This window comes from Coleofasciculus sp. E1-EBD-02 (genome assembly GCF_040218245.1).
Taxonomy (GTDB): Bacteria; Cyanobacteriota; Cyanobacteriia; order Cyanobacteriales; family Coleofasciculaceae; genus Coleofasciculus.
The window spans coordinates 1-26,705 of sequence record NZ_JAVJQN010000161.1; the positions used below are offsets into that span (position 1 = coordinate 1).

19 protein-coding genes and 1 pseudogene are annotated in these 26,705 nt (G+C 45.6%); 10 read left to right on the forward strand and 10 right to left on the reverse strand.

All coding sequences use genetic code 11. The features are described from left to right. Together RIC07_RS26065 and RIC07_RS26070 are read left to right on the forward strand one after the other, a co-directional pair. The coding region (locus RIC07_RS26065) for a hypothetical protein (RefSeq protein ID WP_446397054.1) at nucleotides 1-381 on the forward strand (381 nt) is incomplete at its 5' end. A 357-nt stretch (nucleotides 382-738) separates the two neighbouring features. Beyond that, complete coding sequence (locus tag RIC07_RS26070; RefSeq protein WP_446397055.1) at nucleotides 739-4,089, forward strand: ATP-binding protein; 3,351 nt, start codon at nucleotides 739-741, stop codon at nucleotides 4,087-4,089. A 67-nt stretch (nucleotides 4,090-4,156) separates the two neighbouring features. On the opposite strand, the pseudogene RIC07_RS26075 reads toward RIC07_RS26070, so the two are convergent. The 7 genes and pseudogenes from RIC07_RS26075 to smc all read right to left on the reverse strand — a co-directional run. Next, a pseudogene (locus tag RIC07_RS26075) lies at nucleotides 4,157-4,530 on the reverse strand (DUF4277 domain-containing protein); the annotation flags it as partial. Between the two features lie 62 nt (nucleotides 4,531-4,592). Beyond that, on the reverse strand, nucleotides 4,593-6,032 hold the full coding sequence (locus tag RIC07_RS26080) for a GTP-binding protein (RefSeq protein ID WP_446397056.1): 1,440 nt from the start codon (nucleotides 6,030-6,032) through the stop codon (nucleotides 4,593-4,595). 261 nt (nucleotides 6,033-6,293) lie between these two features. Then, nucleotides 6,294-7,652, reverse strand: a complete 1,359-nt coding sequence (locus RIC07_RS26085; protein WP_446397057.1) for an IS701 family transposase — start codon at nucleotides 7,650-7,652, stop codon at nucleotides 6,294-6,296. 453 nt (nucleotides 7,653-8,105) lie between these two features. Beyond that, nucleotides 8,106-8,456: a hypothetical protein gene (locus RIC07_RS26090; RefSeq protein WP_446397058.1), complete on the reverse strand. Its 351-nt coding sequence runs from the start codon at nucleotides 8,454-8,456 to the stop codon at nucleotides 8,106-8,108. Between the two features lie 2 nt (nucleotides 8,457-8,458). After that, nucleotides 8,459-9,010, reverse strand: a complete 552-nt coding sequence (locus tag RIC07_RS26095; protein ID WP_446397059.1) for a hypothetical protein — start codon at nucleotides 9,008-9,010, stop codon at nucleotides 8,459-8,461. Between the two features lie 451 nt (nucleotides 9,011-9,461). Beyond that, nucleotides 9,462-10,469, reverse strand: a complete 1,008-nt coding sequence (locus tag RIC07_RS26100) for a PRC-barrel domain-containing protein (protein WP_446397060.1) — start codon at nucleotides 10,467-10,469, stop codon at nucleotides 9,462-9,464. Between the two features lie 82 nt (nucleotides 10,470-10,551). Beyond that, nucleotides 10,552-14,337, reverse strand: a complete 3,786-nt coding sequence (smc, locus tag RIC07_RS26105; RefSeq protein WP_446397061.1) for a chromosome segregation protein SMC — start codon at nucleotides 14,335-14,337, stop codon at nucleotides 10,552-10,554. A gap of 569 nt (nucleotides 14,338-14,906) precedes the next feature. Here smc and RIC07_RS26110 point away from each other — a divergent pair. The 4 genes from RIC07_RS26110 (at nucleotide 14,907) to RIC07_RS26125 (ending at nucleotide 19,780) form a co-directional block, all read left to right on the forward strand. Further along, nucleotides 14,907-16,079 (forward strand): HetZ-related protein 2, encoded by a 1,173-nt coding sequence (locus tag RIC07_RS26110; protein WP_446397062.1) that lies wholly within the window; start codon nucleotides 14,907-14,909, stop codon nucleotides 16,077-16,079. A gap of 43 nt (nucleotides 16,080-16,122) precedes the next feature. Then, complete coding sequence (locus RIC07_RS26115) at nucleotides 16,123-17,817, forward strand: hypothetical protein (RefSeq protein ID WP_446397063.1); 1,695 nt, start codon at nucleotides 16,123-16,125, stop codon at nucleotides 17,815-17,817. 195 nt (nucleotides 17,818-18,012) lie between these two features. Beyond that, nucleotides 18,013-18,636: a (2Fe-2S) ferredoxin domain-containing protein gene (locus tag RIC07_RS26120; protein ID WP_446397064.1), complete on the forward strand. Its 624-nt coding sequence runs from the start codon at nucleotides 18,013-18,015 to the stop codon at nucleotides 18,634-18,636. A gap of 97 nt (nucleotides 18,637-18,733) precedes the next feature. Beyond that, nucleotides 18,734-19,780 (forward strand): S-layer homology domain-containing protein, encoded by a 1,047-nt coding sequence (locus RIC07_RS26125; RefSeq protein WP_446397065.1) that lies wholly within the window; start codon nucleotides 18,734-18,736, stop codon nucleotides 19,778-19,780. Nucleotides 19,781-20,177: 397 nt separating this feature from the next. Here the strand turns inward: RIC07_RS26125 and RIC07_RS26130 are convergent, their stop codons facing one another. After that, nucleotides 20,178-20,333, reverse strand: a complete 156-nt coding sequence (locus RIC07_RS26130) for a hypothetical protein (RefSeq protein WP_446397066.1) — start codon at nucleotides 20,331-20,333, stop codon at nucleotides 20,178-20,180. Here RIC07_RS26130 and RIC07_RS26135 point away from each other — a divergent pair. Further along, complete coding sequence (locus tag RIC07_RS26135; protein ID WP_446397067.1) at nucleotides 20,316-21,164, forward strand: tryptophan 2,3-dioxygenase family protein; 849 nt, start codon at nucleotides 20,316-20,318, stop codon at nucleotides 21,162-21,164. The two genes, RIC07_RS26130 and RIC07_RS26135, sit on opposite strands and share 18 nt — an antisense overlap. A gap of 62 nt (nucleotides 21,165-21,226) precedes the next feature. Here the strand turns inward: RIC07_RS26135 and RIC07_RS26140 are convergent, their stop codons facing one another. Beyond that, nucleotides 21,227-21,883, reverse strand: coding sequence for a zinc ribbon domain-containing protein (locus RIC07_RS26140; protein WP_446397068.1), 657 nt, complete (start codon nucleotides 21,881-21,883; stop codon nucleotides 21,227-21,229). A 180-nt stretch (nucleotides 21,884-22,063) separates the two neighbouring features. Next, a complete protein-coding gene (locus RIC07_RS26145) occupies nucleotides 22,064-22,273 on the reverse strand; it encodes a recombinase family protein (RefSeq protein ID WP_446397069.1) in 210 nt (69 codons plus the stop codon). Between the two features lie 579 nt (nucleotides 22,274-22,852). Between RIC07_RS26145 and RIC07_RS26150 the strand changes: the two genes are divergently transcribed. The 3 genes from RIC07_RS26150 (at nucleotide 22,853) to RIC07_RS26160 (ending at nucleotide 26,624) form a co-directional block, all read left to right on the forward strand. Next, nucleotides 22,853-24,451 (forward strand): S8 family serine peptidase, encoded by a 1,599-nt coding sequence (locus RIC07_RS26150; protein ID WP_446397071.1) that lies wholly within the window; start codon nucleotides 22,853-22,855, stop codon nucleotides 24,449-24,451. Nucleotides 24,452-24,684: 233 nt separating this feature from the next. Beyond that, on the forward strand, nucleotides 24,685-25,020 hold the full coding sequence (locus tag RIC07_RS26155) for a DUF433 domain-containing protein (RefSeq protein WP_446384084.1): 336 nt from the start codon (nucleotides 24,685-24,687) through the stop codon (nucleotides 25,018-25,020). 332 nt (nucleotides 25,021-25,352) lie between these two features. Further along, entirely contained in the window at nucleotides 25,353-26,624 is a 1,272-nt protein-coding gene (locus RIC07_RS26160; RefSeq protein WP_446397070.1) for a serpin family protein, read from the forward strand. The last annotated feature ends 81 nt before the right edge of the window (nucleotides 26,625-26,705 follow it).

Here is a 26,705-nt window from a genome sequence, read left to right on the forward strand (position 1 = left end):
TTAGGGACAATTGTAGGGGCGGGTTTAGGGACAATTGTAGGGGCGGGTTTAGGGACAATTGTAGGGGCGGGTTTAGGGACTAAATTCAGCTATTCACCGATAACGGAAAAACAAAACCCGCCCTCCTCACCGATAACGGAAAAACAAAACCCGCCCTCCTCACCGATAACGGAAAAACAAAACCCGCCCTCCTCACCGATAACAGAAAAACAAAACCCGCCCTCCTCACCGATAACAGAAAAACAAAACCCGCCCTCCTCACCGATAACGGAAAAACAAAACCCGTCCTCCCCACCAATAACGGAAAAACAAAACCCGTCCTTATTAATAGTTCAGTGTAACTCCTCGAATATAAAAATTAAAATAGGTAAAAAATCATAAAAGTTGAGGAGTTTTGTAACGTTTATTTAAAAAGCATCAATGAGACATTTTGTCAATTCCTAAAAATTGGTTAGTTGACCAGAACCTGGAGTAAGGAGGTTAGTGGAAATCAATCCAACTATATTAACTTTTGTAAATATACTTCAAACCCCTACGTAAGACATAAAATAATCCCCAGGGTTAACTGTAATTTTTCCCACCTACTTATCTGTCCATTGTGGCATAAAGACCATTCTCTTGTCGGGTAAGCCAACCCACTCCGCCAGAGTAGATTCACAGATGTATAGATGCTGCCAACTCTGTCCGCTTGCCTCACAATAGAAATAGGATAGCAGCAATCACAACAGGGACTCTACTATGACTAGGGGTGCATGGATAAAGCAACGGTGGGAGCAATGGCGCTCACATCGGCTACCTCAAAAACCTCGAATTTCCTATCTAGGCGCATTTATTTTAACACTATTCAGTTGCCTAGTCGTCTACACGGTATCTGGTTCAGCTCAATCTCCAGTCGCGCCAATTTCATCGTCACTGGTAGAAATCACTCAGGGATGGCAATATCATTGGGGTGATTTTTCTCAACAACAACTCAAGGTTTCAGAAGGGACGCAGAATCAGATATTGTCTGAACAATGGCAATCATTTCAGTTTCCCGGAAAAATCCGCAAACCAAGCCATAAAAATGTCCAGATTCTGTGGTTGCGTGTTCCTTTACCTGCTGGAGAATGGCACTCCCCGACTCTCTATTTTGGCGCTGTACCTTATATATTAGATGTATATTTAGGAGAGCAACATTTCTATAATCAATGGTCACTCAATGCTGCCAATCAAGCCACACTAACAGACTATCAATTGCCACTCGTTCAACTTGAGCCAGGATTTCAGCATCAAACTCTCTTGTTTCGGGTGTATGTCGGAGAAAATGCTTCAATTTATATCGGATTGTTTGATCGCGTTGTTTTGGGTGATCACAATACTGTAATTAAACGTTTCTTTCAACAACAAAGCCATGCATTACTCGGCATTTTATTTTTTGCCTTAGGATTAATCATTCTGGGATTGTCTTTAAGTCGCCCCGAAAAAAAATCATACTTTCACTTTGGTGTTTTAACAACGACGATCGGGATCTATACCCTATCGCGGTCTTTTTTTATCCCTGTCTTTATCAATCACCTAGAAGCATTACGGTTCTGGGAATATACCTCATTCTATCTGATTCCTGTGAGTGGTTGCCTTTTCTTTCAAGAAATGTTTAAGATGAGATGCCAGTCTATTATTCGCCATCTCTGGAAAATTCATCTGGCTTATGCGGTAGCCGCGTTAACTTTAGTTACCACTCACACCTTTTCTTGGAGTCAAACCGTCACTTTAGCTCAATTCTTGTTTTTAGCCAGTGCGATAATAATTTTAACCAAGGCGGTGCAAATTTCTCTGACGGGTAACGTTGAAGCCAAACTCTTTACCTTAGGATTTGGTCTGCTTACTCTATCTGCCATTAATGATATTTTAATTTATCGCCTAGAGTGGGTAAATTGGTATCAAAAACTTTATCCGTGGGGAACATTAGTTTTTATTCTTACCTTAGGCGTTATGTTAGAGCGTCAATTCATCCAAGCGCGTAACCTGCTGCAAAATTATGCCATAGAATTAGAAGCGAAAAATACTGCCTTACAACGACTCGATCAGCTTAAGGATGAATTTTTAGCGAACACGTCTCATGAACTAAAAACTCCCTTGAATGGAATTATTGGCATTGCGGAATCATTGATTGATGGAGTAACAGGAAACCTATCGGATGCGACTCGGTTTAACTTGTCGCTCATTGTTTCCAGTGGCAGACGATTGCACCAGCTTGTTAATGATTTACTGGATTTCTCGCAACTCAAACACCATAACCTACACCTGAATATTAAACCAATCGGAATTCGAGAAGTTACCCATGTGGTTTTAACCATTTCTCAACCGCTGGTGGGCAAAAAATCGATCGAGTTAATCAATAGTATCAATCCAGAGATTTCTCCGGTTGATGCCGATGAAAACCGGGTGCAACAGATTTTATATAATTTAGTCAGCAATGCAATTAAGTTTACGGAACAGGGAACCATTGAAGTTTCAGCGACGCCAGTCAATGATATGCTGGAAATCCATGTAATTGACACCGGAATTGGCATTCCACCGGACAAAATTAATCGCATTTTTGAATCATTTGAACAAGCTGATGGTTCTATTGCTCGCCACTATGGAGGAACGGGATTAGGTTTAGCAATTACCAAACAACTGGTTGAACTTCACGGCGGGATCATTAAGGTTGAGTCTACGCCAGGAGTGGGGTCACGCTTTACATTTACGCTGCCTTTATCTCAGGGTAAGGTTGATTATCAATCCCCCATCGAAGTCTCTAAGGTGCAAGATTATACACCGCGAACTGTTAGCCCCGATCGCATTCTCATGGCTCAAGAGGCGGCTGTCACGCCAGAGGGAACCTTCCACATTTTAATTGTGGATGATGAACCCACGAATCTTCAGGTAATTGTCAATCATCTGTCGTTGCAAAATTATGCGATTACTCAAGCGTCTAGTGCCTTGGAAGCGTTAGAATTGATTCGTTTAGGGTTCAAACCGGATCTGATTTTGCTAGATATAATGATGCCGCAGATGACAGGGTATGAACTGTGTAAAAAACTGCGGGAACAATTTCTCCCCAATGAACTTCCCATTGTCTTGTTAACGGCGAAAAATCAGATTTCAGATTTAGTGGAGGGGTTTGCCGTTGGCGCAAATGATTATTTAACCAAGCCTGTGTTAAAGAATGAACTTTTAGCCCGAATTAAAACCCATCTCCGCTTAGCCAAAATCAATGCCGCTTACGGACGGTTTGTCCCTTATGAGTTTCTGCAATTTTTGGAACGAGAAAGTATTGTGGATGTGCAATTAGGGGATCAGGTGCAAAAAGAAATGTCTATTTTATTTGCCGATATTCGTTCATTTACCAGTTTGTCGGAACAATTGTCACCGAAAGCAAATTTTGATTTTCTGAATTCATATTTAGGTCGTGTGAGTCCCGTAATTCGCAATTATCGTGGATTTATTGATAAATATATTGGCGATGCGGTAATGGCATTATTTCCCCAGATGGCTGATGATGCAGTACAAGCGGCAATTGAGATGCAAAAGCAAGTCAGTTTGTATAATGCTCACCGTCAAGCCTGTGGGTATGAACCGATTGCAATTGGGATTGGTTTGCATACGGGGAGTTTAATGTTGGGAACGGTGGGAGAGTCTCAGCGAATGGATACAACAGTGATTTCGGATGCGGTTAATTTAGCCTCGCGTTTGGAGGGATTAACTAAGGTTTTTGGGGTGGAGATTTTAATTAGCGAAGAAACGTTAAATGGGTTGACAAATGCTCACCATTATAGTTATCGTTTCTTAGGTCGAGTGACGGTGAAAGGAAAACTCCAACCGATCGCGATCTTTGAGGTGTTTGATGGTAACCCGCCACCACTGATTGAATTGAAGCGACAAACTCGGACAGAGTTTGAACGGGGGGTGCATCTGTATGTGGAGAAAGAGTATACCCAAGCGCAGCAGATTTTCACTCAACTGTGGCAATGGGACGATCGCGATCGCGTGGTTCAATTTTATCAGGAACGCTGTCAGCAAGCCGCGCGATCAGGTGTCTCGGAGGTGGATATTATTATTCGTTAGTGATTTCGGGATTGTCGGGATGATCGCGGTTGTAGGGGCGAGTCGCTGCTCATCAGTGTCAATTTAATAGGTCTCCATCACTTGTTGTTATTAAGTAGAGACGCGCCATGGCGCGTCTCTACAGACACATTGCTTTAAGTCCGGTCGATGGTCAAGGGAGTATCCTTGGGTAATAATTATTGGTCTTTCTTTAATTAAACCTTCTGATGGATTGGCTAACTCTCCATAATTATAATTATACTTCCCATGCAAATGAAATGATGTGATATCTGCATGGTTAAAATTTACCTCTATTTTAAATGTCTTCGTTAAAGTAATTGCTAATTTTAGAAATAGTTGAGTTAATCCATATTTATAAAGTTCATCCATCACTCGCCCCAGCTTGTCATCATTTAAATAGTCACTTTTAACTGAGCCTCCTAATAGTTTTTCCATCCCTTTAAGAAAGATGTGAGTAATGCATAGCTTCAAAAGGGGGAGAGGGGAGCAAGGGCGCGTTGAGATTAAGACGTGCGACCTAATTTCGCTGCCAATTCTCCTTTAATCCGATTGAGAATTGAAGTTTCATCTAATGATTCCAGAATGCGACTGACGACAGTTTTCGGGGCGTCTTCTCCCCAAGACGCACCATTGGCTAAATAAACTTTCGTCACTTGTCCAATTGCATAAGTGGAAACCCCCGCGACACCCGCCTGAGTCATGGCGACAGACAGATAAGGCGCTAAGGTAACTCCTCCAGTTGCAGGTGCAGAAAGTCCTAACAATCCCTTAATACTACTCAATCCCAATGTGGCTAACACTTCGCTTGCACCAATTCCGCCCATACTCAGGGCGATTTTCTGAAGCAATCCCACCGCACCTTGTTGGGTCATGGAGATACCGTAGAGGCGAGATAATGCTAGAATCATCACTACGTCTACAACCGTTGCCGTGAGTAGATCCAAAACCGTAACTGGATTGAGTGCGATCGCGACAGCTTTGGTCATCACTGCTTTCCAGATAACCTGATTGGCACTTTCGTCCCGAATCGCCATTTTCCGTTGCACCAGTTGTTCATTCACCTCACCCGCGTACATCATCGAATTGAGGGCGACTAAGGATTTACCTTCCCGGTGCAAAATTTCCAATATTTTTAGCTTTAATTCTTCTATCTGAGGAGTTCCCAGACGCCGTTGAATCGCCCGACTCCCATCAGCGCGGCGCACAGCTACTGCTTCTAAGGGTGCAGCCGCCACCCGAACAATTTCAGCCGGAGATAACAACTGTTTCACCCGTTCATCCCGAATTTTACGATAAATCGCCTCGCGATCGGCTTCGGGATATTGGTCTATTTTATTAAAGACCAATAGCATTGGCTTCCCACTATCTCGTAATAGAGACAGAGCTTCATACTCGACTTTGGTGATATCCCCAGCGATAATAAATAGAATCAGATCCGCTTGTCTGGCAACAGTTACCGCTAACGCCTCACGGGTTTCCCCATGAACTTCATCAATCCCTGGCGTATCAATAAACTGAATTTGGGACTCCCCAATACTCGGCAAAGCCACGCGCAGGATTTCCTGATCCGTGTTTGCCAAGGTTTCTTGACTTAACTGCCAATTCGCCGTTTGAGCATTGCGAGTCACCCCATGCAGCGCCCCGGTTTCAAACACAGGTTGTCCTAATAACGCATTCAGTACCGAGGATTTGCCCCGCCCAACCATACCAAAAGCAGCGAGTTGCACACAACTGTGTTCTAGCTTGTCCAAGAGGTTGGCTAAATCCTCAATTTCCGATTCTAACCCCGCTTGTTCTTGGGAGGTTAAATCAAGATTGCTGACTAACTCACGCAAAGAGTCTTGGGCGCGTTTGTAGTGGAGTTCCCCCTGAACCGCGTCAACACTCCACATTGCCCAATCCCAGTCTTGGTTTGAACCAGGAGAATTGTTAGTCAAAATCATACCTCCAGCGCTAGGTTTGAGCTTACATTGATCCTAGCGTCGCTTGCTGTAATAGATAGGGGCTGCTGAATAAGTTTTGGGGTGGGGGTAGGGAGCTGGAAGCAGGGGGAGCTGGGGGAGCAATGTAGAGACGTGCCATGGCGCGTCTGGGTGTAGGGGCGGGTTTGACAGATAACATTTTGCACCAAACTGATAACTTGACTAAACCCGCCCTTCTGGGGAATCCCTCATTAATCTTGGCTATATCGCTCTTATGTCACTCTAGGCAGAGGAAAAGTGGAAATCTGTGCTAGCATTAGCTTCGGGAACAGCGCCAGGAAAGCGATTCATCCAATTTATTAAACGATTTAAGCCCACATCTAAGTAAGGAATAGGAAAGATGTTCAACCAAAATTTGAGGTCATTGTAAGCGAGCAAGGGTTGGAGAATTAAACGCAAGTTATTCAGCAAATTCTTCCAGCCTTCTCTGGCATCCCATCGAGGATGTTCCGACAATAAAAATCCCAGACCTGTTTGGGAAATATAACTAGGGTTTAAGGGAGTTTTCTGGGTGGCTAATTTTTGGGAATGTAAGCTCACCAGTAAATAAGCACTACAAACTATTTCCCACCATTTTTCTATCTCTGAATAACTTGTCAATCGAAAATCTGCCCATCCCAATTCATTCTTTTTTTGCTTTAAGCCATACTCGACCCAGTTTCGTAATCCATATAAATTCCCGACTTCATCATACTTGATATTCGGTACTTTCGTCATGACATTCCACGTCTCATTTTTCGGTAAGGTTTCCGTATTTGTCGTAATTTCCCAATACCTTTGTTTTCTTTTCTTTCCGTAAATCACTTCCCTAATGTAGCGTACCTGCTTTTTACCATCAGAAAATATTCGGTCAACCCTTCGACTTCGCTCAGGGTTAAATTTTCTCCACTTGTTGTACCTTACCCTTTGTTCACGAGGCATCCAGACCGCGTGATTACTTCTTATTGCCACCACATAATTGAGGTTTAATTCTTCTAATGTCTCCAGAAAATTACTTTCACTTTCGCCGTACAAGCTATCTGCTAATACCAAAGAAAAGTTGAATCCTTGCTTTTTGAGGTCTCTAATCATCTGAGCCGCTATTTGGGGTTTCGATAAATAGGGTTCTCCTTCTTTTAGTCTGTTTTTCGGTTTGTACACCTGGAAGGAAAGGACTATTGTCATTCCTTCGACTATCCCGTAAGCTGTTACCGCTACTATCCCCGACTCTACTTTCCCCAAGTTTCCTATATATTGCCGACTTACATAATCGGTCTTTTTTCCTTTTTTCCTATCCCCCGTTTCATCTATAATTATTTCTTGCCCTTTTAAGGCTCTTAGTATTACCTCAATTCGCCTTTCCCTTAACTCTTTTAACTCCCAGGGGGACTGACTTATGAAATGGTGCAGGGATTGATTATTTTTTAATCCCACCGCAGCGGCTATTTCCGGTAAACTTTTTCGTTTTATATCAGATAACATCCCTAGATGCAACTGTTTAAATGCTTCAAAACTTCTAACTTCTGGAAATATACTTTTATAGCTGTTGCAATATTCATCGATAAATCTTACTGTCGATCGGGCAACTCTTGCTTGTGTCATATACTGGGTAAGAGTTTCAGCGATTTTTCTTTATTATACTTCTCCCAGAGTGACATAAGAGCGATATAATCTGAAGGTTGCTTGACTCAAACAGCAATTCAGGACATCGAGCTTTATTAACTCTGTGGTCTAATGTAACGTAATTAGGATGAAAGTAATAGTTTCCTGCCTTGTTTATACAATCTACCCCATTCGCATCTTGATATTGATAGCCTCTTTTGAGCGCTTCTTGGTGAGATTGTGTGCTGTGTGAGAACTTCCCATGTACCATCTTTTTCCCACAGAAGGGACAAGGCTTCTGATTAAACTTTTGTCTATACTCGTTTGGGCTAATCGACCCATAACTCGGATGATTAATTAGCTTTTGGTTTGCACCATATTTCCACAGATCGTTGATATCTGAACTTCTGTAAAGAGTCTTTAGGGCATTCTTATTCATATCTGGCACTGTTTTTACAAGAGTTGATACTTAGCAAGGGCTTGGTTAGCTAGTTGTTTAACATTTTTGTAGTTTTTATCAAGAGTCTCTAGGGCTTCAGATGCAATGTCTTGCGATTGTTCAGCTTCTAGAATCGAGTGCTTGATAGCCCCACTTAAATCGCCTTTACGCAACTTGTGATCAAAAAGACTCAACTCTTGGAATGAGGTTTGCAATAGACTCCACGACTTCTGAACATGATTCCAACCAATATTACGATACCCTTTAGATCGCAGTTCCTTTTGTTTTGCTCGCTCTAGTTTAGAGAAAGATTCTGTATTTCTTTTTTGCCAATCTCGATAACTTAATCCATCAACAATATTCATAATTATCTACCCATTGAAATCAACGTCTCGTTTATCCTTTTCCACTCTGCAACACCATGATTGTTACGGATGTACTCTTCAATCCTAGATAACTGTCCTTTTAGAGTATCAATTCTTTTTTCCAAAATTTTTATTTTATCGGCTGACTCCTGCGTGGATGCCAACGTCATCTGATCCATGTCGGAAATAGTTTGACGCATATCGGAAACCATGGTGTTGTAGTCTTCCTTATGTACCAAATCTCTCTCTAAAAGAGTTTCCTTACGATCAGAGCGGTTCTGGGAAAGGGCGTTGATTAACCACCTTCCCACTGAAACAATCTCAGAGTTTTGGGGGTCAAGGAAAGACTTTAACTTATCATTTGCCTCTCGGGTTTTTTGGGCTTGACAGTACCTGTTGTAAGTATTGGCAGATTTTACCAGTTCCAACACGTCCAAGTGTTGAGCCGCTAGGCTAATTTGCTCATCAGTCATTTTCTTTTGTAAGGCATATTGGGCAACCCCTGAAGCCCGACTGATCCGCTGAATTAACCGATTGCGCTCTTGTTTGTTCATCTCCTGTACCCTGTAAATTGGTTATGGTTGTATAGCGCTACGCGCTAGGCTTTCTTGCAATAGGCAACACCTCGACTTACCTCGACTTCGCTCGGTAACACGCTCGGTGTGTCATAGGCAATAGTGAAGAAAAAAGCTTACCGTACAAGGGATTGAGCGATTTAAATTTTTCTTTTATGTCCTAACCTTAGTGCGTAGTGCTATACTTTATGCTTCTTTCTCCAGTATTCCCTCTCTATCAGAAAAAAACTTAGCGATCGCCAAAATTTTACAAAAATTTTACTCAACCTTTATACTACGGTCACTTGAGGTACAGTCTCTAAGCAAGATCCCCGACTTCTTCAAGAAGTCGGGGATCTGTCTGTGTACCTCAGTTATCAGTTTTTTTGTCAACGTTGAGCGGCAAAACCTAGCCCAGAAAGAATTTGGGGAAACTCTCTACCATCCTCTCCTAATAACCCGCCTCCTCTTCGTATTCGGGGGTTTTAGTCTTTTCAGGAATATTAACGGGCGGTGCTTGATAGGGTTCGCGCTCTACAGTATCTTCCCAAGCATCCCCTTCTACCTCATAATCCGCGTACTCATCTTTGTGCGGCGGCTCATAAGGTTCGGGTTCAGTATAAAGGGGTTCTTCATACCGACGCGCTGCTTGAGACGAATCTTCCCATTCATCCCCCCAATTATCTTCTTCCAGTTGGGCTTCGGCATAAATTGGTTCTGCCCGTTGTTGGCGTATCGGCTCACGTATCGGTTCCGGTTCCGGTTCTTGCCAATCCTCATCCCACCGTTCCTCGACTGGCGTAGCCGTCTGGATGGGTTGAGAAATCGGGGTGCGAACGGGTATTCCTGTCCCCAATTGATTTTCTGGTCGGGTGGTGGGGGCGTAGTAGCCTTCCTCTTCTTCTCGTTCCCAAGGAGCATTGCCAATGCCCATCCGCTCTAGAATACCCACGGTGAGCTGAATCAGCCGTTCTTGAGCACCTTCAAAGACGATGAGGCGGTCTGGACCACTGCTGACAATTTCCTCAATCGGTAATTCATAAGTACTAATCACCTGATCAGGGATTTGGGGTAATCCCAAGGAGGCAATAATCAAAGACGCCACCTTGCCATCTTCTACGCTAAACTTGAATCCTCGAACCCGACCTAAGAGTTCACCGGTTTCGGTAATCACTTCGCTATTGATCAGCGTACTGTAGGCATCAACGTCAACATCCTCAACCACATCCTCATCCTCAACCAGGATGACATCACCCACTTGTTGAATGCTGCTGAGGAGCATATACTGTGGCATTCCAGCCAGCGAGAGCAGGTTGTCTCGTAACCCTAATGCCACAACTTCGCGCCGATCAATATCTACGAGCAGCTCCTTGACGACACCAAGGCGCTTACCGTTATTGCGAGTAATCACCTGAGTATTTAAAAAATCGGAGCGCTGACGAATTAGTTCAGTTGTCATTATGTCTTGCAATCCTGAATCTCGACTCCTGCTGGAATGGTTATCAATAGTATCAAGGCTAATAATCACATATAATCTACATTCAGTCCCGTTTGGCAGACCCTAATTTCAATCCTAAGACTTGAGTATACGCTCCTCTAGCTTGGGTAACACCAATGGTGCGCTCGGCAGATTCAATCATAGGTCGGCGCAAACTAACAACGATAAATTGGGCAAGTTTAGCCTGTTGTTTGATCATTCTAGCTAATCGCTCGACATTTGCCCCATCGAGAAACATGTCAACTTCGTCAAAGGCATAGAATGGTGACGGTCGATACCGTTGTAGGGCGAAAATAAAACTCAGGGCGGTGAGAGATTTTTCGCCGCCGGACATCGACGCCAATCGTTGCACCGGTTTGCCTTTGGGGTGAGCCACCAAGTTCAGTCCGCCGTTAAAGGGATCGTCGGTGTCATCCAGTTGCAGATGCCCGTCGCCCTCGGAGAGTTCGGCAAAAATGGTTTGGAAGTTTTGATTAATCGCGTCAAAGGATTCTTTGAAGGCTCTTAATCGTAGGGTGGTAAAGTTTTCAATTCGCAGCAATAGCTCAGTCCGCTCCGCTTCTAGGGTTGCCAGTTTTTCCGACAGTTCCTGGAGACGGGCTTGGGTGTGATCGTATTCTTCCAAGGCTAACATATTCACGGGTTCCATTGCCTCAAGTCGTTTTTGACCATTGCGGATATCCCGTTGCAGCTTCTCTAATTGAACGGTGATTTGGGAAATGCTGTAGGGGTGGGTTTCACTATTATCGTTGTCTTGACTCCCAGATGTAGGTAAACCCGCCCCATCTGTAGAGACGTTGCATGCAACGTCTCTACATCCCTCTACCATCAGGGGAACCTCTGGCAACGGATCAGGTAATTCAGCCTGTTGGATTTCAAGTTGAGTTTTTAGGGTAGCCAGTTTTTCCTGCCGGGTTACTTGGGTTTCCTGGAGTTTTTGCCGTTGCCAAGATAGCTTTTGCTGGTTTAGGTGCTGGTTTCTGAGGATAGCCTCTACGCGATCGCGTTCTTGTTTGGCTTCCCCTAACCGTTGTTCTAGCTGGGTTAATCGGGCTTGGGTTTGTCCAATTTGCACGTCAATTGCCTGAAGCTGACGATTAATCTCGGTTTGCTGTTCTTGGATTGATTGGTGTTGGGTTTGATATTCGGCAATCCGTTGATAACTTGTCGCCAGCTTCTCGTTCGTGCGCTGCTGCTGATTCTCTAAGGCTTGCAGTTGTCTTTCCGCCTCTCGCAATGCCTGTTCGCGATCGCCTAACACCGCTTCCTGGGTTTTAATTTGACTCTGAATCTGTTGCCATTCCTGGGGAGTTTGCTCGGCTTCCAGTTGAGCGAGTTGTTGGCGTAAGGCTTGCAGTTGGTATTCTTGGGCGGGAAGAGCCTGATTTAACTGCTGCAACCGTTCCGCCGCCGTCTGGACTTCCTGGGTATTTTTGGCAAGGAGCGATCGCACTTGGGTTTGTTGTTCCGTCAGCGCCTGGATGTCTTTGCGGGATTGTTCTAAGCGTAATTGGGTCTGAGAGCGGGTTTCCCTGGCATCTGTCAGGGTTTGCGTCAGATTTTTAGCCGTGGCTGATTCCCGTTCCAGCCATTCGTCACAGCGCTTTAACATGGCTTCAATATCCTGGAGACGAGATCTCAACGCCATCATCTCTGCTGAGTCACTGGTATCACTAATACCAAAATGTAATTTAGACCGATAACTACTACTTCCTCCCGTCATCGCCCCACTACTTTCTAAAAGTTCTCCGTCTAATGTGACAATTCGGCATTGACCCAAATAGGGACGCGCCGTACTTAGGGTTTCAAAGACCACCGTTGAGCCAAACACATAGGCAAAAATGGTTTGGTATCGAGGTTCACAATCAATTAAATGTACGGCGTAGTCAATAAACCCTTGAGCATGGCGCAGTGCCACAATGGGAGAGAATCGGGGCGGTTTAATTTTATTTAAGGGTAAGAATGTCGCTCTCCCCGCACGTTTTTGTTTAAGCAGTTCGATCCCCACCGCCGCCACGGCGTCATCTTCGACAACGACCTGCCCCAAACGCCCACCTGCGGCGGTTTCCAGGGCAAGCTGGTAGTGGGGTTCGACGCGACCAAGTTGGGCGACTAAGCCATGAACGCCAGGGATATCCGCCTGAAGAACAATTTTAGTCGCATAAGTGCCTTGGGCTTCTTGCTGTGCCTGTGCTTGGGCTTCTAACTTATCCAGTTGACGCTGTTTGTCCCGTTGTTCGGACAGGAGGCGGGTTTGGGTTTGCCGTTGGGTTTGTAACTCTTGTTCAGTAGCGGCTAAGGTTTGGGCGAGGGTTTGAATCTGTTGCGATACGGCGTTTAATTGCCCCTCCAATTCTGCCGCTTGGGTCTGTTTGCTGGCAAGTTCGGGGGCGATGCGTTCTAATAGTTGGGTTTGTTCGTCAATTTGGCGGCTAAGTTGGTTATGCCGTTCTTGGAGTTGGGCTTGTTCAGTGCGCTGGGGATTCAGGGTTTGCAGTAGGGTTTCAATTTGGCGGGTGAGGGTGTTTTGGTGTTGTACCCAAGCCTCTGAAGCTGACGCGATCGCATCCGCTTGTTCTCGGCTAGCGTTCAGGGCGGTTTGAGCCACCTCCCGTTCTTGGCGGCGTGAGGCGATAACTTGAGTGTCGAGATGGTGGCGTTCAGCCTGAAGCTGTTGCAGGCGTTGTTCTTGTTGCTGAATCTCCGTCTGGGTGGTTTGTTGGTGCGCCTCTGTATCCGCCAGGTTTTGAATAAGTTCTTGTTGGCGGCGTTGTAACTGGCGGCGTTCGGCGTCTTGGCTGGCTAGGGTAGCGGCTACGGCGACTTGTTCCTCTTCACCTAAGGCTTTGACGCGGGCGTTGAGGGTTTCGAGTTGTTCCGTTCCTTGACGAATATCGGATTCTATGGTATGCAGTTGCTGGGTTAATTGGCGTTCATCCTGTTCTCCTTTCTCCATCAGAGAGGTAAGATGAGCCACCTGTTGTTGAAGCGATCGCCATTTGAGGACGAGTTCCCACTGTTGTTTTTCCTGAAGTTCCGCCCGCAGCTTTTTGTATTTCTCTGCTTTAATCCGATCCGCCGCCAAGCGATCGCGTTGCGTGATTAGCTCTTTTTCAATAATCCGACAGCGATCTTCCCGTTCTTTGACTTCATTCAGGGTATCTTTCGTCTGGGTAATTTTGCGGTCAAAGGCGGCGACTCCGGCTAATTCATCAATAATTTCCCGCCGTTCTCGCGAGTTCATGGAGATGATGCTGGTAACATCCCCTTGTAACACCACATTATAGCCTTCGGGATAGACTCGCAGGCGGTTTAGCTGTTCGTGCAGTTGAGTCAGCGTGCAGGATTCACCGTTAATATAGTAGGTCGAGGTGTAGGTGTTTTGCTTAGTCACCCGCAGCCGCCGTGTCACACTCCATTCGGTTGATTGGGGAGTTAAGGGTTGGGAGTTGGGATTGTCTTCCTCTGATTCTTCGGTTTCTTCTTTTTCCTCTTCCTCGGCTTCTTCGTCTGCATCTGATTCGGAGTTTTCCGGTATCTCTTCTACCCCTAGAATATCGGGTGCGTCAGATAGGTCAAATGTTACCGTAACCCTGGCTTCAACCGTACTCCGTCGCTCTTTATTATGATTAACCAGATCGGGTAGACGTTCAGCCCGCATTCCCTTGGAACTGGATAGCCCTAGACAAAAGAGGAGAGCATCGAGGATATTGGATTTTCCTGACCCATTAGGTCCCGAAACCACAGTAAATCCGGGCAGCATCGGAATTTGAGTCGTGCCGCCAAAGGATTTAAAATTAGTGAGTTCCAGGCGCTTAACATGCACCATAGGCTTGGGTCAGTTCAGGTTCATTGTGTGGTACGAGTGTATCAAAATAATAATGTTGATCAGGTTAACAGATATTATCGTGTTCCAGAGATCGCGATAGGATCAAATAAGAGCAACCCCATGATGGTGGAGTGGAATGAACAGGGTGATTGTGTCCACAGGGCTTGAAAGCTGTTGCTTTTCTGGTAATTGTTTTAGGGGTTGTGCTATCTGCTGCTTGCTTCGATTTGATTAAGTGGGGTGAATTAAACCTGCTTAAAATTGATCGATAAATGCTAGCCTGATCTGGAGAGTTTTAACCCATACCTGATCAATACCAACGGTTGCCCCGCATTGAGTTCACACAATGTAATCGTTAAGCCGGGAGAACACATTTTTAGAGGCTTGTGATCCAAAACACGTTCAAGGTAGATCCGAGTCTCATCAAGGGCGTACTCTGGGTCAAAATACGGATGTGACTGTCTTGTAAGCAACACAGGAGGGCGATCACTTCTATTTCAGGATAGAAATGATGAAATTAGAACAGCAGATGCTATCAAAACAGTCAGTGCAACGAAAGGGGAGTTGTTATGCAAACATTAAAACAGGGGTTAGAGGAGTGCCATCTGATGGAAAGGTTGGCAGATCAACTCGAACAAGAGTGGCAACAGCGTTTAGCAAATGACTATCCAGGCTATTGCCCAGGGATCAGAACCAGCATTGTCCACTGGTTACTGGGAGAAAACAGGGAACGGTTAAACCACCTACTCCCCGACAAACTCAAGATTGTCTGCCAAGCGATGGACTATCGCTATCGGATTTTACGTCAGCGCTATTTGGGGGTCACTCCAGAGCAAGCCTATCGCAATTTGACGAGTCGGTTAGCGAGTTTAATGACGTTACGGAATAAAATCCGGACGTGGGTGTCTCTGAGTCGCGATCGCCAACGGGCTGTGGTGGATGTCTTACAAGAAGTGATTCAAGAATTATTAAACAGCGATCGCTATATCCAAGGGCAGATTGGTTGGATTGCTCAATGTAGTGAAGATATTCATTTACGTGACGCCCTCTTACTCACCACCCTTGAAGAATATTGTATGCGTCCGATCCGCAATCAACCGTTGGTTGTCTATCGATTCGTCAATTTTCTCAAGCGATCGGGACGCGGTGGAATGACGCATCTACCGGGCGGGGAAAATGTGCGATTTGTCTCCGAGTCGATTACCTCCGATGATACTGATGCTCCGGTGAGTTTATTAGATAATCAAGCGATCGCGGATTATCAAGAGACTCAAGGCTGGCAAGAGCAACAAGCGCTGCGTCTATCAGTACGCCAAGAATTTGAAACCTACCTCGACCAAAACGTTGGTGCCCAAGCCGCCCAATGGTTACGCCTGTATCTGCAAGGGAAATCTCAAGAGGAGATCGCTAAGACGTTAGGCTTGCCGATCCAAAAGGTTTATCGCTTGCGAGAAAAAATTAGTTACCATGCCATTCGCGTCTTTTCCCTTAAAGTTAAGCCGGAATTAGTCGCCAGTTGGTTAGAGGTATCCTTAAAAGAGCATAACTTAGGGTTAACCCCCATCCAGTGGCAAGACTATTGGCAAAGTCTCACCGACCAACAGCGCCAGTTGCTTCAACAATTGAGAGCCGGTAAAACCCTAGATGTCATTGCCAAGGATCTAAATTGGAAGTATAACCAGGCGTTGGGCGAATGGAGTAAGCTCTACTTAGCGGCTCAAGACATCCGTAGTTCTTCCTAGAACATTAGATCATTTGCAAATTCCGTGTCTTCCCTAACCAAAGTTGTTAAAAATTGAACTAGGGTTAACAGCTAACCTTTTTGCCAATCCCAAACCGGAAAGTCTATATCATCTGACTCCTGGGGCATCTGAACCGATTGATACTCAGGCTGGAGAAATTATTATGTTACCCTCACCACAGGACCCAGAACGAGCGGACACTCCTGTTCAGTCTAAATCATCCTCTCAAGCGTCAGAACTCTCTGGCGTGGATACTGAGCAAATGTTTCGGCTGATTGATAGTATTCTGCCCTTTGAAGCCTGTCTATTTCATCAATTCTTGCCCCTGTCTCTCGAAGGCAAGTACCTGAAGCTGGGTATAGTGGATACCCACGACTCCACGGCTCTTGATTATGTCCGTCGCATTCTGGCGTTTATGAACTGTTCTCTGAAAGTGGAACAGATTACCGCCAACACTCATACCGCGATGTTGTCTGCCTATTTAAATCAAGGTCATCGCGACACAGCACCGAAAAGGCAACGCTCTGAGCGCCAACAGTCCATTCCTCGGTCGGAACAAGCAACGCTAATTATTGATGATGCCAGTTTAGCTGAAGATGAGGTGAATCAGCCTGAGCCGTCAACCCCTTCTCCTCAAGCGGCGGCACAGAAACACAACTCTACCCCAGTAGCGTCTCAACCGCAACCGAGTGATGCTGCCCATTTAACGGAGGATGAGACAACTGAACCCCAGCCATCAACCTCCTCCGCTAACGCAGCGACAACCGATAATCCTCCGCCGACAGCCTCTCAACCTCCAACTAGCCATGAGGTGAGCCAAACTGAAAATGAGGCGGTGCAGCCAGAGGAATCAAAAGCGGCGGCGAAAACCAATAATAATTCTCCTGGTAGGGAATCTCAACCGACACTGATTATCGATGATATCCGTCAACTCCAGGACGAATTAAACCAATCCTCTGATGTATCTAACCACGAGGATAGCCAGCCATCGGCGGCAATGCCTCAACCGACGTCACAATCCTCTAATCACTCCCCAGCCCAACCACCGCATCCTTCTGGCAATACGGTATCGGCTCAGACGGCGCTGACGCCAGTTTTCCAAAGGTCACTCCCGACTAAAGCTCTTCTACCCTTGGATGTAAACCCTCTCTATTTATCTCGTCCGATCGCGTTTTTGGCAACCTTAGCCCCCCATCAAATTGTGGAAGAGTTGTTAGGGCGGCTGTTGCAGGGGGGAATTGGTCGGCTGTATTTTCAGCGACAATCTGAGCGGGGTCGGGTTGTTTTGCGCCAGGATAGCTCTTCCCAGTCTGTCTTGGATAAATTAAGCATATCCGTTTTTGAAGATATCATTATTGAGCTTAAGCGCTTAGTTAACCTGCCGTTGCAGCCCATTACCCAGCCCAAACAGATCGAAAGTGAGCGACTCTATCAGCAAGAATCCCTCCTATTGTGTTTGCGGCTAGTACCCGGTACTCATGGGGAAGAGGCAACGCTACAACTCTTGCGAGGAGCGCCTTTAAACTTCTATCAACAACAAAAGGTGGAACGATTGGGTCAGGAGGCGATTAAACTTGCCGGACAACTCCAGCACAAGCTCAATGAAATCCGCGATCGCTCTTATCGCTATTCCATTCCTCCGGTGGATACACTACCAACCCTGAACCAACTCTTACACCATCTCGACACACAACTCGAAACCCTGATGCACAATCCCATGGATCAGCAGGACAACTGAAATCCACCCCCATCTCCCTCTGCTTCCAGACGTAGCATGCTACGTCTCTACAGCTACCTGCTCCCAGACGCGCCATGGCACGTCTCTACATGGCTCCCACTCATTTGTAACGACATATAAAGAACTCTTACGAAAAATAGATGACATGTTTTATCAATTAGCGTTACGGTTAGGGGGAGACATTAGAGTACTTTCATGGGTAAATCATATAAAAAGACACAAGTCAGCTCCTTCAAGCTAGAGGGACAGTTTGTCAAATTTCTGGGTAAAGCGGGCAAAAAACCCAAGCTGCTGTGGGTAAATACAGAAGCAGGTGAACGGTATATCAAGCTGGCTAAACCTTTACGGGAATCTCTACCTGAAATCCTCAAACCCGGAGATCCGATAGAAATCTCTGGCAAACAGAAGTACAAACCCAAACGTGGGGAATTGAAACTCAAAGCCGAGCGGGTGACATTGAAAACCCCGTCAGCATCCCAGCAATATGAGAAACTTTTGCAACCGTCTCCCAAGAAAACCAAAGCCAGCGTCATGGTGTGTAAAAAGTCCTCCTGTCGCAAACGCGGTGCGGCAAAAGTCCATCAAGCGATGAATAACACCTTGCGCGATCGCAACCTTGATGACCAAGTAGCGATTAAAGACACAGGCTGTATGAAACAGTGTAAAAAAGGTCCATGTATGGTAGTGATGCCAGACAAAGCCCGGTACAATAAGGTGGCTCCCGAAGACGTACCGACGCTAGTGGATAAGCACTTTGGCAGTAAACTAAAGCCAGAGGCAAATGTGTCCCAACGCTCTACTGTCAGATGTGGAGGCTAATACTGGGGGATTGGGGGGTCAAGAATTCAGACAACCGAAAAAATTCTTTGATTCCCCTTGCTTTCTTAGTGTTGTTGCGAGTTAAACAAGGTGCATAATGAGAAATCTACCGCCACCCGATTCGGACTCCTCTCCACTAGGTTTGGAGGAATGGATTGGTATAATTATCGCCGTTATCACTATCGGTGCGATTTTGATTGGAGTATTGGGTCAACGGCAAAAGGGATTGAACCTACAGCAGTGGATTGGCTCACTCACCTCTGAACCAACAACGGAAGCACCAGAAGAGCCAAAAGTAACGTCTCCGATAGCGGAGGAGATTCCCACTCGCGAAACCCTCAGCAGCGCTCCTTTGGCAACAGACTCCCCTTCACCTTCTCCAGCCGTAGCTGCTGCACCCGAATCCATTGATGAAGACGAGGCGTTTCCGGAAATAGCTAGAGCCGTTCCTCTTGCTCCGATTGTCTCAGCTCCCACGACAGAAACAGAAACACCAACAGAAACTTCGGAAGCAACACCGACACCAACCCCAACGGAAACGCCTGATGCAGCCGTGAAGTTTGCCGATGTTCCAGAGGACTATTGGGCAAGTCCTTATATTATCGCTCTGGTGCAGCGGGATGTTATGAGCGGCTTTCCAGAAGATAATACGTTTAAACCGAATAGTTCGATCACTCGGGCAGAATTTGCGGCGTTGTTAAGAAACGCTTTTGAGCAACAACCCACCTTAGAGACACCCAACTTTAAGGACGTATCTTCAGAATTTTGGGCATGGTCTGCGATTCAGGAAACCAGCAAAACTAATTTTTTGCGTGGCTATCCTAATAATACCTTTCAACCCAAGCAACCGATTCCTAAGGTACAAGTTTTAGTGGCACTAGCGAGTGGATTGGGGTTAGAAGCAAATCAATCTCCTCAGGAGGTGTTACAAACCTATCAGGATTCCAATCAGATTCCAGAGTATGCGCGTGAAAAAATCAGTGCGGCAACAGAAGCGGGTATTGTGGTAAATTATCCGAATACTGAGTCTCTGAATCCGACTCAAGATGCAACTCGCGCTGAGGTAGCGGCGATGGTTTATCAGGCGTTAGTCGAAGCTGGGAAAGCAGACGCTGTAACGTCTGAGTATGTGGTTAATCCTTGATTGAGAATGTTATATCATGTCCGGTCAAACACCCCGAATAAAAACGCCTGAAACCCTTGTTATTACGGCATTGCAATTATGGGCAATCGTCAGGACATGATATTAGATAGGGATAAGACTACTGGCGTTGCACACCTTATTTGGTGGAATAGAATTGTAGGGGCGCACCGACGTGCGCCCGATTTAATCGTAAAATCTATGCCACCATTTTAGCTGTGCCACGCCACTACTGCGATCGCACTCAACCTCCATACCCAATACTGCTCGCAGGACTCTCTAATTTGGGCTTGCTGCATAAAGCCGAAACCCTTAGCTATCAGGGCTTAGAGGCATATTGACACTGGTCTGTCTTCAAGGAAATCTGGTCGCATCCTTCACGCATCATGGCATCACCGAATCAGGAAAAATGTACCATGGCGTCCCCAGCTCCCCCAGCTTCCCCTGCTCCCCCAGCTTCCCCAGCTTCCCCTGCTCCCCCAGCTTCCCCAGCTCCCCCAGCTCCCCCAGCTTCCCCAGCCTCTCTTACCCGAACACTATGTCTCAATCTGATCATACCCAACCCTTACCTCCCCTTGATCCCAGTCTAGACGTTACTCAAAATCACTATTGGACGTATCATAATCTAGAGGCATTACTCAGTTGCAAGCGTCCACTAACCGCGTCCCAAGACGAAGACTTATTTATTGCCGTCCATCAAATTTGCGAACTCGCGTTCCATCAAATGATTCTGGATATGGAGCGCGTTTTAACCGCTTTAGGGCAAGCAATTGCCGATAATACTGATCCGATTATCGGAGATACTAGCGAAGCCTGTTACTTTTTTCCCCGGATTCTGCGCCTTTATGAAGTCGTATTGACAACCATGCCCATTCTTAAAACAATGCGGGCATTTGCCGAATTTCGCACGACTATTGGTCCAACCAGTGGATTTCAGTCGTTCCAGTTTCGCCACTTAGAAATTATGAGCGGCGTGCGAAACTATTGGCAAGGAGGAACTAAAGACACCCAGGGCAATCCTCACATTGCTGAAACTGAATTTGACCGCCGCTATGGGAGTGATATTGCCCAATGGTTTGAGCGCTATCATAATCATAATCTCGCCTATTATTACGACACCCTACTGCAACGAAGTCCTGGAAACACGACAGCGGAACAAATTTCCTATCTCTTTAATCACCCTCATGCCAGTCCAGTTTTAAATAATATGCGGACTTACGATAATTTGCAAATCCGCTTTCATCAATTCCATCTATCACTGGCGGTACAACAACTTAAACTTGTAGGTGTAGAAGTCGGAACTGGGGGGACATCATTCCGGGATTATTTGGCAAAATACCATAAACAGCAAGCGCCACTTTTTCCCGGATTAACTCAATTTGAGTAAGCTTTTGTCTTCACTATTGCCTATGAAACACCGAGCGTGTTACCGAGCGAAGTCGAGGTAAGCTAACATTTGCTAACAATGCACTCTAAAAGACAAGCTCTTAGAGAGGGGATATCTCCCAAAGCCCGTAGGAAAATCCCACGAGCGCCATTGATGTCCCTGTCCATCCGAAATCCATCACTACCAACAATGACTTTTTTTCCACCGAGATTGGAAATGATTTCACCTGTCCAACTTACGGTTTTAGAGGTGTAGGCTTCATTGCAATCAAGTACGACTTTGCCCGTCTCAAACGCCTTGTGCTTCAAGAACCTTTCAAAGCGGTAATGCGCCCAGGACAACATTTGTCTGACTGATTTAGATCTGAGTTTTCTTGTGGATTTGACCACCATCTGAGATACATCAAATGTTGGTAGCAAAATTACATCAAAGTTATCGACTAAAAACCGAGCAACTTGGTGATGCATCTCATCAATTAAATGGCGAATTCTCAGCCTTAATCGGTCAGCCGCTTTTTTAAGTCTCCGACGTTGTTTGGCTTTAGCTTTAGTTATACGGGAAATTAAATCATCAAGGTAATAACAGAGTCGTTGGATGCGTCCAATATCTCCTGTTCCTATCCAACCAAAGCTATCTTCGGTAAACAGAGTAAGGAACGACCGAACACCGGGATCTAGTGCCACGACCCGCCCTTGGTTCTCGGACTTGATTCGTGGCACGTCATGGGGAATGCAGATGTAGTGTTGACCAGGTTTCTCTGCTCAGGGTTTAGGTAGATTCGGATCTTCTTTGATTTTCTTACCGTACTTTCTCCCGTCCTGCATTCGACTAGAGTTGACGTGGACAATGGAGAGTAAATCTTGGGTAAGCTCTGATTGTGGACAGTGTACAGATTGGTCTCAAACCACGATGCTTCCACCGTTTGGCTCGAGAAGGTACTGTATAAGTTCTCTTCCCAATCGGCACAATCGGTCTTTGCAGGCAACAACAATTGTGAGCTTATCCCCTTTAAGAAGTCTGTCCAGTAAGGAACGCAATCCTTTTCTTTTGAAGTTGAGTCCACTTCCGATGTCTTTGACGATTTCGGCTTGTGGGTAGAGACGCGCCATGGCGCGTCTCTACAGATTATAGGCGACTTGTCGGGCCAGGTTGTCTCGTTGTTTGTTACTGGAGAGGAGACAATAACAAATAGTGGCACTTCCAGCACTTGCTCCCAGATAGGCTTCGACATCAAAAAGCCAAAGTCCTGCTCTGTTGCGTATAGAGGGAATGCTGCCATTGTCTGCGTACTTCCTGCTTCGTGTTTTTATGTAATCCAAGTAGAGACGTTGCATGCAACGTCTCTACCGGCTTCTCTTAAAGGAATATAGCCAATATGAGTAAATGTAAGCCAATATGAGAATATAGTATCATACTGGCTATCTGTTATCAACCTCTGTTCTGTTAAGTTTCATCTTAACAAAGTCTTTAGTAATCCCCTAATAAAACGTGACCTAATTGACTGAATCGACAAATCTCGCCTCCCAGCCACCGTCATCAATGGCATCAATCCCGATAAAAACCTCAGCAAGGTAAGCTGTGTAGAAACGTTATCATTAGTAGCAATACGAAAGTAGCAATACGAAGTGGCTCAACCCACCCCGATACCCTCAAAACTATACTTCAAGTTAGGAGAACCTGCCTTGGCTATGCGGTCGCTGATCAAAAAACTGGGATGGATGATTGGAGGTGTAGGACTCTCTACCCTGACCACCCCAATCTTAGCGTCACCGATTTCCATTGGAGAAGCTGGAATTGATGCATTGCGACTCCATGCTCCCCCCTACAACTTGAGAGGTCATAAAATAGCCATTGGTCAGGTAGAAATCGGTAGACCGGGCTTATTTGGCGTTGATAAAGCTGTATCTTGGAATCCCGCGATCGCACTTGAGCGGGTTTTTTATCGCGATCGACCCGCGAAAGCCGATACGGATGTGGATACCCATGCAGCAATGGTGGCAGGTGTCATGGTGAGTAAAGATAAAACCTTACCCGGAGTCGCACCAGGAGCCAGACTCTACGCTTCGGCTGTCGGTTCCCCAATCCGCAGTGGACAGCCGGAAGAATGCCTGTCCTCCCAGCATGTTGCTCTGCAAAATAGTGGTGATGTGCGGGCAATTAACTTCAGTTTTGGTGAATCCCTGCAACGAGATGCCAGAGGATCACAAGCGGCGCTCGATGGCAATGCCCTGTTAACAAAATGTATTGATTGGTCAGCTCGGACTCATGATGTTCTCTACGTCATTGCAGGCAACCAAGGCAAAGGTGGCATTCCCATTCCCACCGATCACTATAACGGGATTACCACTGCCTATACCACCCAAAGGCAAGGACAATTTGCCAAGGTAGACTTTGCCAACTTGAGTGATCTGCCAGAGGGAATTGGTCGGCGTTTAATTCAACGGGAAATTAACCAGGGAACTCGCCGTGCGATTAATTTAGTCGCACCAGGAAGTCGTATTTTAGTCTACGACCTGGATGGAAAAATTGTCGAAGTGAGTGGGACCAGTTTCGCCGCGCCGCATATTACCGCCTCAGTCGCCCTAATTCAAGAATTTGGCGATCGCCAACTCAACGCCAATCAACCCCAATGGACTACCGATTCCAGACGCCATGAAGTGATGAAAGCGGTGTTACTCAACTCCGCTGACAAAATCCAAGATGAGGGGGATGGGTTGCATCTGGGAATGAGTCGCACCCTATTGAGCAAAGATAATTACACTTGGGTAGAATCGGATGCTTATCTTGATGCCAAAATTCCCATAGATATGCAAATGGGGACAGGACATCTCAATGTTTTCCGCGCCTATCAACAATTTAGTCCCGGTCAGTGGGGATCAACGGGGGCTGTACCGCCTGTGGGTTGGGATTATAGTTCAGTTAAGGCTAAATCGTTTCAGGATTATGTCTTAGAAAAACCTTTAAAGGCAGATAGTTATGTGGCGCTGACACTGGCGTGGGATCGTTTCGTTGAATTAAACGATGAGAATGGAAATGAGGTGTATGATGTTGGCGAAAGTTTTCGCGATCGCGGCTTAAATAATCTCGACCTTTATTTGATACCTCTTGATGAAAATGATACCCGTAAAAGTGCCTGCGCTTCTGTAAGCGAAGTAGATAGTGTGGAACATATATTCTGTCCCGTTCCCGCTTCAGGTCGCTATAAAATCCGGGTTCAATATCGTCAACAGGAGAATGAAAACTCTCAACCTTACGCCTTAGCCTGGTGGACAGTACCGGAACGATAGAGTTTTAGTTAGGCATCGCGCATCTGTAGGGGCGGGTTTCACAACTATCTTTTCTTCCCTCACCCAAATATGAATAAACCCGCCCATCTGTAGGGGCGGGTTTCACGACTATCTTTGATTCCCTCACCTAGATGTGAATAAACCCGCCCCGACCGAGTTTTAAATTTCTCCTGCTCGACTCTGTTTTTGCTACGATTTAAGACTATGCGCCTTGTTTGTTGCTGGAAATACAGATGGAATCAGTAATATCAGAACATATAGACATTACTCCCGGTGTATGTGGCGGTAAACCCCGCATTGCTGGACATCGGATTAAAGTGCAGGATGTGGTGATCTGGCATGAACAAATGGGACTTTCACCGGATGAGATCATCTCACACTATCCAACCATCACCTTAGCTGATGTGTACGCTGCCTTGGCATATTATCACGATCATCGAGAAGAAATTAGACAGCAAATTCGAGAGGATAAAGCGTTTGCCCAACAATTACAGGCAAAAACATCTTCTTTAGTTCAGCAGAAATTGAGGAATCGAAATGGCGTAAACAATTCGGTTCCACTTGGATAAAAATATCAGCCATGCAATCGCTTTGTGACATTAGGGTTGAGAATATAGAGCAGTCCAAGCAAATTGAGCGGATTCCCATTGTTAATACTAAATCCGGGTTAGCTACCCCCGTTATCACCAAGTCCGCGCAGGCGGACTTAGTTTGTGTAGCAGCGATTTCAATCGCCTCTTTAAAAGGGGTAATAAAGACAGATTTGGTATAATTTTGCTAGGCGGGTCGCCCCTACACATACTGATCACCTGCTGATTCGTTACCAAAACAGCAACCTGTGGAACACCTTGAACCCAAATCGGTCATCCTTAAACAGAACAGGGGTTATCGAGGTATACTAATGAATCAAAAGACACTCCGTCGCACTGGGATTATCGCCGCATGTATCATTTTTGCCGGATTTATGGCAGGATTAATCAGCCAAAAAATCAATGCCCAAAACTCCCCAAACCCTCAAAAGCCAGAGTTAACCACACAGCAACCTAATCCGTCTGTGAATACCCAAATCGTTGAAGCCAATACCAAATTTGGATTTAAGTTATTTTCTGAGATTCTTCAGCAAGATAGCAATAAGAACGTTTTTATCTCCCCAACCAGCGTCGCGATCGCGCTAGCCATGACGTACAATGGTGCAAGCGGTGAAACCCAAGCAGCTATAGCAAACGCGCTAGAACTTCAAGGGATGAGTCTGTCAGAGGTTAACCAGGCAAATGAAGCCTTAAAAACTACCTTAGAAAACGCCGACTCTGATATTCAGCTTTCCATCGCCAACTCACTTTGGGTAAGACAAGGTATCTCATTTAAACCCGATTTCCTGCGACGCAATCAGGAATTTTATGATGCTAAAGTAACTGACCTAGACTTTGCTAACCCTGAAGTTAAACGTATCATCAATAACTGGGTTAAGGAAAATACTAACGGCAAAATACCGCAAATTATTAGCGAAATCCAACCCAATGATATTCTCTTTTTAATCAATGCCATCTATTTTAAAGGCAACTGGATGGAGCAATTTGACAAAGAGCAAACAGTAGAGCGTCCTTTTTATTTAGTCGATGGGACTCAGAAAGAACACCCGATGATGTCTCAATCGGGAGAGTATCAATATTATGAAGATGACACAGTACAAGCCATCAGCTTACCTTACGGTAAAGGACGCCTAAGTTTCTATGTCTTCCTCCCCCGTGAAAATATAAGTCTAGATACCTTTGAGCAGCAACTCACTCCAGAAAACTGGCAACAATGGATGAATCGGTTCGGTAAACGGGATGGCTCAATCGTACTACCGCGCTTTAAATTGGAGTACGAGATTCAACTCAACAAAGCCCTAAAAGCTCTAGGAATGGACGTTGCTTTTGATGATCGGGCTGATTTTTCTAATATGACGGAAGAAGATGTCTTAATTAATCAAGTCAAACATAAAACCTTTGTCGAAGTGAATGAAGAAGGCACAGAAGCCGCAGCAGCGACTTCTATTGGCATGGTTCTCACCTCTGCGGCTATTCCCCAACCCCCCTTCGAGATGGTAGTTGATCGTCCCTTTTTCTGTGCAATTCGCGATAATCAAACGGGAACGATTTTATTCATGGGTTCCATTCGAGAACCCAAGTAGAAACCAGAACTATCAATGTAGCTTGCTGAGTAAATCTTTGAACCCGTTTTAACGGGTTTAAGCTTTAAGCCAGAACTTTAG

Excerpts from the sequence above, each read along its gene's own strand:
- RIC07_RS26095 (WP_446397059.1), bottom strand. The coding sequence starts at position 9,010 with ATGAACAAACAAGAGCGCAATCGGTTAATTCAGCGGATCAGTCGGGCT.
- RIC07_RS26080 (WP_446397056.1), bottom strand. The coding sequence starts at position 6,032 with ATGATTTTGACTAACAATTCTCCTGGTTCAAACCAAGACTGGGATTGG.
- RIC07_RS26135 (WP_446397067.1), top strand. The coding sequence starts at position 20,316 with ATGTCTCAATCTGATCATACCCAACCCTTACCTCCCCTTGATCCCAGT.
- RIC07_RS26085 (WP_446397057.1), bottom strand. The coding sequence starts at position 7,652 with ATGACACAAGCAAGAGTTGCCCGATCGACAGTAAGATTTATCGATGAA.
- RIC07_RS26150 (WP_446397071.1), top strand. The coding sequence starts at position 22,853 with ATGCGGTCGCTGATCAAAAAACTGGGATGGATGATTGGAGGTGTAGGA.
- RIC07_RS26120 (WP_446397064.1), top strand. The coding sequence starts at position 18,013 with ATGGGTAAATCATATAAAAAGACACAAGTCAGCTCCTTCAAGCTAGAG.
- smc (WP_446397061.1), bottom strand. The coding sequence starts at position 14,337 with ATGGTGCATGTTAAGCGCCTGGAACTCACTAATTTTAAATCCTTTGGC.
- RIC07_RS26125 (WP_446397065.1), top strand. The coding sequence starts at position 18,734 with ATGAGAAATCTACCGCCACCCGATTCGGACTCCTCTCCACTAGGTTTG.
- RIC07_RS26155 (WP_446384084.1), top strand. The coding sequence starts at position 24,685 with ATGGAATCAGTAATATCAGAACATATAGACATTACTCCCGGTGTATGT.
- RIC07_RS26130 (WP_446397066.1), bottom strand. The coding sequence starts at position 20,333 with ATGATCAGATTGAGACATAGTGTTCGGGTAAGAGAGGCTGGGGAAGCT.
- RIC07_RS26160 (WP_446397070.1), top strand. The coding sequence starts at position 25,353 with ATGAATCAAAAGACACTCCGTCGCACTGGGATTATCGCCGCATGTATC.
- RIC07_RS26145 (WP_446397069.1), bottom strand. The coding sequence starts at position 22,273 with ATGGCGCGTCTCTACCCACAAGCCGAAATCGTCAAAGACATCGGAAGT.
- RIC07_RS26100 (WP_446397060.1), bottom strand. The coding sequence starts at position 10,469 with ATGACAACTGAACTAATTCGTCAGCGCTCCGATTTTTTAAATACTCAG.
- RIC07_RS26090 (WP_446397058.1), bottom strand. The coding sequence starts at position 8,456 with ATGAATATTGTTGATGGATTAAGTTATCGAGATTGGCAAAAAAGAAAT.
- RIC07_RS26110 (WP_446397062.1), top strand. The coding sequence starts at position 14,907 with ATGCAAACATTAAAACAGGGGTTAGAGGAGTGCCATCTGATGGAAAGG.
- RIC07_RS26070 (WP_446397055.1), top strand. The coding sequence starts at position 739 with ATGACTAGGGGTGCATGGATAAAGCAACGGTGGGAGCAATGGCGCTCA.